Genomic DNA, 5,458 nt, shown 5'->3' with positions numbered 1-5,458 from the left:
CCCCAAGCTGGCACCGCTGGGGTACGACCTGATCGGTGGCCGGCTGCTGCCGGGGCAGAGCGGTCCGGTGGCGCAGTTCATGTATCAGGATGCGGCCGGACAGCGGCTGACCCTGTATGTCTCGCACGACCAGGTGCAGAACAGCGAGACCGGCTTCCGCTTCGCTCAGGAAGGCAAGGTCAACGTCTTCTACTGGATCGATGGCCAGTTCGGTTATGCGCTGTCGGGCGGCGTTCCACGCGCTGAACTGTCGCGCATTGCCAGTTCGGTCTACGAGCAACTGGTGCCATTGCCGCCCGCGCCGTCACGCTGAGCACCTTACGGCGGACCTTGTTCCGACTTGAGGTTTACACATGCAAAAGCGGGTAAGGACGGGGCAACTCCCGTCAAGACTGTCTGCTTGCCTGCCGCTAACACATTTACCCATGACGTAAAGCCTGATCAACCATGGTGGGGGGATGTGGAAACATGCGAGATCAGGCTGACGCCATGGTCCGGTTGCACTTCAGACAAGGAGTTTCATATGGAGCTAGCAACTATCGCCAGCGGTGCAGCAACGGCCTGGCTGGTCGACAAGGCGGCGCAGTCCGTCGGCATCGATCTGGGCAAGGTCGCCAAGGCGGCGGTGGATGATGTGGTAGGTGTCGCGACGACCGTGGCGCGCCTGCCGGCCAATGTCAACATTGGACGCATCATCAATACCATCGTCTAGGTGGCCAGGGCGTGCTGCCTTGGCGTCCGCTTGATCGCACCCTTCGGGGTGCGATTTTTTTTGTGCGGGCTTTGGGGGCTTTTCAGGCTACGGTCAAGGTCAGGCATCCGAGGGAGGCGGCGGCAGGCCGCACCTGGATCTCGATGTCGTAGCCCAGCCGTGTCAGACAGTCCATCAGCTTGCGCTCGGACAGGTTGCTGAAGTCGCCGCGCATCATGCCCGACACTTTTGGTTGTGGAATCCCCATGCGTTGCGCCGCCGCCTGTTGACTCAGTCCCAGTGCACGCATCGCCTTGCGGATTTCGATGACCAGACCAGTCTTGATGCGCAGCTTGTCGGCATCCGGCAGACCAAGATCGGCGAAGACATTGCCGCTGCTGCGGAGGATGTCGGTTCCCTCAACGATTGTTTTTTGCATGATGACGTAGCTCCTCGGCTCTGGCAGTAGCGATCTTGAGTCTGGTCCGGATGATTTCCATGTCCGTCTGGGGTGTGGCAATTCCGCTTTTGCTTTTTTTCTGAAAGCAGTGCAGTACGAACACGGCTTCTTCGAACTTCACGGTGTAGACAGCCCGGAAGGTGTCGCCAATATGGTCTTCCAGAATCTCCAGCACGCCGGCACCGCTGAAACCCTTCAATATCTTGGTTTTTTCGTAGCGCTCGCCCATCTGCGCCAGCGACAATGCGAAGCCGAAACGCTGGCGGACTTCCGCTGGCAATGCCAGCAGATCCTTGTAGCTGCTCGCGATCCATTCGAGTGGTTTCTCATTGATAAACATCGTAGCAGGCTATACCTGTTCAGGTAAATAGCTGGCTGGCTGCGATTTTTAGTGGGAGGTTCTCGAACAACCTTGATACGAGTCGACGTTCGCGTGTGAGTATCTCGAAATTTTTCTTGATTGATGTAAAGAAACAGCGTCCAATGCCGTAATCAAGGCACTGGGCGACGCATCCTGTTTCCCGGTATCCCCCAAAAGGAGAGCACCATGGATGTCAATCAAATCGCATCACTGGCCACCAGCATGGCTGCGGCGAAGACTTCGGATTCGGTCAACGTACTGATGCTGAAGAAAGCGCTCGACAGCCAGGCTTCTGCCGCCGTGGGCCTGTTGCAGGCATTGCCGCCGTTGCCGGCCAACCCGAACATCGGGCGCAACGTCAATACCACTGCCTGAACACCGTCCTCTTGAAATCGCAGTCCTCGCCGGACTGCGATTTTTTTTGTGCGCATCGTCGGATCGCCCCGCTGCCAATTCTTCGAAAGAACAATAGATTGTGCGTTTAATTAAATGCACAATCTATTGTTCTTGATTTCGTGCGGACGACCAATATAATGGTTATATTTAAAAAGAACCATTTAATTGGATCTTCTGATGACCAATCTGCAAGACATCGGCCGCCGCATCCGCACCGCGCGTAAAGCACGGGGGATGACGGCTGTCGCGCTGGCCGCGCTGGCCGGGATGCACCGCAACACCTTGCTGGCGCTGGAAACCGGGCGCGGCAACATCGAACTGGTCAAGCTGCTGGCCCTGTGCGAGGAGCTGGAGCTGGACCTGCTGCTGTTGCCGCGCCAAGCAGCGCCGCTGCGCGCCGCCGAGGCGCAAGGCGCTGGCAGCCAGACCGAACTGGGGGCGCGGCTGCAAGCGCTCATGGGCGAAGGAGGCGGGGCATGAGCATGCTGCGTTCCCTGCGCATCCGCCTCGGGCAGACCGAGGTCGGTTCCTTGTTCTCCCTGGATGACGGGCGCTGCTATTTCCGTTTCGATGACGCCTATGCCTTGCAGGGGGACGATCGTCCCGTCCTCTCGCAGCTTTATCTGGCCTCCACCGAAGAGCGTACCCGCGCCCAGTTGCTCGATCCCACGCTGGCGGCCAACCGGGGGGATGGCCGTGGCGGATTGCCTCCCTTCTTCCAGAATCTCCTGCCCGAAGGGCAGTTGCGCAAACACCTGATCCAGCGCGCCGGTCTCGCTCCGGACGATGAATTTGGCCTTCTGGCCTATTGCGGTCGCGATCTGCCGGGCGATGTCTCGGCGTTGGCCGAAGAACTGGATGAACGCGGTCTTGGACGCCTGCTGGGCCAGGGCCACGACAGCTACGAGATGAGTTCCGGCCAGTTGCCGGTGCCGGGCGGGGAATCGCTCTCCGGCGTGCAGCCCAAGCTGGCGCTGGTGCGGGAGAGCGGGGGGCGCTACGTCATGCGTTCCAAGGATAGCCAGGGCAGCCATTTCATCGCCAAGCTGCCGGCTACCGACTATCCCAACATGCCGCAGGTGGAGTTTGCTTCGCTGACCCTGGCCGCTGCCGCTGGCGTGCAGACTTGCCAGTTCAGCCTGGAGCCGCTGTCGGCCATCGGCGATCATCTGCCGTTCGGCCTGCGCAACGACGCCAGCCGTTTCCTGCTGGTGCAACGCTTCGACCGCGATGCACCCACGCCGACCGGACGCTTGCACATGGAAGATTTCGCCCAGGTCACCGGTACCGCGCCGGCGGCCAAGTATGTCGGCACCTATGCGGCCATCGGCGTGGTGCTGCTGGAGCGCAGTACGCGCGGGGCAGAGGATGTCTACGAGTTGCTGCGGCGGATCAAGGTCAACGAGCTGCTCGGCAATTTCGATGCGCACCTGAAGAATTTCAGCCTGCTGTATCACACGCCCCAGCAGGCCGCGCTCTCGCCAGCTTATGACATCGTGGCCTATGCCGCTTACGTGGGCGGTGATGGCCATGCGCTGGCCTTCGTACCGGGACAGAAGGGCAAGCAATTGCTCACGCCCGCCATCCTGCGCCAGCTCGCCAACCTCTGGCGGCTGCCGGAGCCACGCTTGCAGGCGGTGCTGGTGGACACGGTGGAACGCGCCATGACGCAATGGCCGGCCCTGATTGAGAGCCTGCCCTTCACCGACGCCCAGCGCGGCAAGCTGCTGGCGCATCTGGAGGCCAATGCCAGCGTGGCCGCCTGGCGCCGCCGCGCCGCGCGCAGGAAGCCTGCCAGCGCGGAGGGCGCATGAGGCCCACGCCCACCCTGCCCATGCGCGAGGGCTTGTCGCCCAGCTACCTGTGGCTGCAACCGGGGCCCTGGCGCGACATGCTGTCCTTCCTGGCCGAGCGCTTTACGGCCGTCCCCGAATCGATCTGGCGCGAGCGCCTGCTACGAGGAGAGGTGCGCAACCAGCATGATGAAGCATTGCGCCCGGAGTCGCCCTATCGCAGCGGCGATTGCATTTTCTACTACCGCGAATTGCCTGAGGGTGAAGCGCGCATCCCGGTGGAAGAGAAGATTCTGCATCTGGACGATCACCTGCTGGTGGCCGACAAACCGCATTTCCTGCCGGTGATCCCGACCGGCCGCTTCGTGCAGGAGACCCTGCTGGTGCGGCTCAAGAAAACCACAGGCCTGCAGGACCTGGTCCCCATCCACCGCCTGGACCGGGAGACGGCCGGGGTGATCGTCTTTTCGCATCAGCCTGCCAGCCGGGGCAAGTATCAGTCCATGTTCCAGCAACGGTCCATGTTCAAGGTCTATGAAGCGATTGCCCCGCTGCGGCCGGATCTGGCGTTGCCACGGGTGCACCGCAGCCGGGTGGAAGAGATCCCTGAACAGTTCTTCAAGATGCATGAGGCCGAAGGTACGCCCAATTCGGAAACCCACATTTCCCTGCTGGAGCAGCGGGGAGAATTCGGCCTCTACCAGCTGGAACCGGTCACCGGACGGCGTCACCAGTTGCGGGTGCACATGGCCTCGCTGGGCATTCCCATCCTCAACGATCTGTTCTATCCGCACGCCGTGCCCGTGGGCGTGGCCGATGATCTGGACAAGCCCCTCAAACTGCTGGCCCGTTCGCTCTTCTTCATCGATCCGCTCGACGGCCGCGAGCGGCATTTCGTCAGCCAGCGCAGCCTGTAGCCGATGCGCTAACCCAGTTCAGGCGGCCGATTTGAGCTGATGCAGGGAAGCCACCAGGTCAGCAAACCGCTGCCCCTGGATCATTATGTGCTGGCGCAGCACCTCGACGGTGCGTTCCGGGTCGCCGGCGATGATGGCATCGACCACGGCCTGGTGTTCGTCATAGGACATCTTGAGACGATCCCGCACCCGCAACTGCAGGCGGCGATACGGCCGCAGGCGGCGGTGCAGGGCGCGCGCCTGCTCGGCCAGGAAGCCATTGTGGCTGCCGGCGTAGATGTGGTCGTGGAAGGCCTCGTTCAGGTAGAAATAGGCATCCGGATCGCTGGCATCGCGCGCCGCCTGGCAGGCCTGGTGCGCCGCCAGCAGCTCGGCATGTTCGGCCGGCGTCATGCGGCGCGCCGCCAGGCGCCCGCACATGGCTTCGAATTCGGCCATCACTTCAAACATCTCGATCAATTGCTGCGGGCCGATCTCGGCCACGATGGCCCCCCGGCGCGGCCGCATCTCGACGATGCCCATCGAGGCCAGCTGGATCAGCGCCTCCCGGATGGGCGTGCGCGAAACCCCGAATTCCTCGGCCAGCGAGGTTTCATCCAGGTGCTGGCCCGGCGCCAGCTTGCCGACGGCGATCAGCTCTTCAATTGATTCGCGCAGGGTTTCAGAACGGGTCTTTGGCGTGTCCATGGTGTGTTGCCTCTAAAACAAGCATTGTAAAGGGAAGGGCTTCCACGGGATTAATGCTTGACAATGTATGCGTTTCGGCTGAAATTGTATACACGATGAGAGCATAAAAACACAGTAGTTCCATCAATTCCTGGAGGAGATACCAGCATGACC

9 protein-coding genes are annotated in these 5,458 nt (G+C 61.5%); 6 read left to right on the top strand and 3 right to left on the bottom strand.

What is annotated here, in order from left to right:
• Together B3873_RS23975 and B3873_RS23970 are read left to right on the top strand one after the other, a co-directional pair.
• Positions 1 to 313 (top strand): anti-sigma factor family protein (locus B3873_RS23975; RefSeq protein WP_414651571.1); only part of this gene is annotated, 313 nt, incomplete at its 5' end.
• Positions 314 to 523: 210 nt separating this feature from the next.
• Complete coding sequence (locus tag B3873_RS23970) at positions 524 to 712, top strand: hypothetical protein (RefSeq protein ID WP_034331488.1); 189 nt, start codon at positions 524 to 526, stop codon at positions 710 to 712.
• 82 nt (positions 713 to 794) lie between these two features.
• On the opposite strand, the gene B3873_RS23965 is transcribed toward B3873_RS23970, so the two are convergent.
• Positions 795 to 1,130 carry a helix-turn-helix domain-containing protein gene (locus B3873_RS23965; RefSeq protein WP_121041619.1) on the bottom strand — a complete coding sequence of 112 codons (336 nt, stop codon included), beginning with the start codon at positions 1,128 to 1,130 and terminating at the stop codon, positions 795 to 797.
• Positions 1,111 to 1,491 carry a type II toxin-antitoxin system RelE/ParE family toxin gene (locus B3873_RS23960; RefSeq protein ID WP_286869445.1) on the bottom strand — a complete coding sequence of 127 codons (381 nt, stop codon included), beginning with the start codon at positions 1,489 to 1,491 and terminating at the stop codon, positions 1,111 to 1,113. The genes B3873_RS23965 and B3873_RS23960 overlap by 20 nt, the downstream gene beginning before the upstream one ends.
• 207 nt (positions 1,492 to 1,698) lie before the next feature.
• Here B3873_RS23960 and B3873_RS23955 point away from each other — a divergent pair, with 207 nt between their 5' ends.
• The 4 genes from B3873_RS23955 to B3873_RS23940 all read left to right on the top strand — a co-directional run bounded on the left by B3873_RS23955 (position 1,699) and on the right by B3873_RS23940 (position 4,618).
• A complete protein-coding gene (locus B3873_RS23955; protein ID WP_039785682.1) occupies positions 1,699 to 1,887 on the top strand; it encodes a YjfB family protein in 189 nt (62 codons plus the stop codon).
• Between the two features lie 198 nt (positions 1,888 to 2,085).
• Positions 2,086 to 2,388, top strand: a complete 303-nt coding sequence (locus B3873_RS23950; protein ID WP_039785683.1) for a helix-turn-helix transcriptional regulator — start codon at positions 2,086 to 2,088, stop codon at positions 2,386 to 2,388.
• Entirely contained in the window at positions 2,385 to 3,722 is a 1,338-nt protein-coding gene (locus B3873_RS23945) for a type II toxin-antitoxin system HipA family toxin (RefSeq protein WP_286869442.1), read from the top strand. Before B3873_RS23950 ends, B3873_RS23945 begins: the two co-directional genes overlap by 4 nt.
• On the top strand, positions 3,719 to 4,618 hold the full coding sequence (locus tag B3873_RS23940; protein WP_286869440.1) for a pseudouridine synthase: 900 nt from the start codon (positions 3,719 to 3,721) through the stop codon (positions 4,616 to 4,618). The genes B3873_RS23945 and B3873_RS23940 overlap by 4 nt, the downstream gene beginning before the upstream one ends.
• A gap of 18 nt (positions 4,619 to 4,636) precedes the next feature.
• Here B3873_RS23940 and B3873_RS23935 read toward each other — a convergent pair whose 3' ends face one another.
• Entirely contained in the window at positions 4,637 to 5,305 is a 669-nt protein-coding gene (locus B3873_RS23935; RefSeq protein ID WP_134222656.1) for a GntR family transcriptional regulator, read from the bottom strand.
• Positions 5,306 to 5,458: the final 153 nt, after the last annotated feature.

Origin of the sequence: Herbaspirillum sp. UBA812 (genome assembly GCF_002296545.1) — a bacterium.
Classification (GTDB): Bacteria; Pseudomonadota; Gammaproteobacteria; order Burkholderiales; family Burkholderiaceae_D; genus Herbaspirillum; species Herbaspirillum huttiense.
This window is presented reverse-complemented; position numbering and strand designations above follow the sequence as displayed.

Coding starts and splice junctions, on each gene's coding strand:
- B3873_RS23970 (WP_034331488.1), top strand. CDS start 524: ATGGAGCTAGCAACTATCGCCAGCGGTGCAGCAACGGCCTGGCTGGTC.
- B3873_RS23965 (WP_121041619.1), bottom strand. CDS start 1,130: ATGCAAAAAACAATCGTTGAGGGAACCGACATCCTCCGCAGCAGCGGC.
- B3873_RS23960 (WP_286869445.1), bottom strand. CDS start 1,491: ATGTTTATCAATGAGAAACCACTCGAATGGATCGCGAGCAGCTACAAG.
- B3873_RS23955 (WP_039785682.1), top strand. CDS start 1,699: ATGGATGTCAATCAAATCGCATCACTGGCCACCAGCATGGCTGCGGCG.
- B3873_RS23950 (WP_039785683.1), top strand. CDS start 2,086: ATGACCAATCTGCAAGACATCGGCCGCCGCATCCGCACCGCGCGTAAA.
- B3873_RS23945 (WP_286869442.1), top strand. CDS start 2,385: ATGAGCATGCTGCGTTCCCTGCGCATCCGCCTCGGGCAGACCGAGGTC.
- B3873_RS23940 (WP_286869440.1), top strand. CDS start 3,719: ATGAGGCCCACGCCCACCCTGCCCATGCGCGAGGGCTTGTCGCCCAGC.
- B3873_RS23935 (WP_134222656.1), bottom strand. CDS start 5,305: ATGGACACGCCAAAGACCCGTTCTGAAACCCTGCGCGAATCAATTGAA.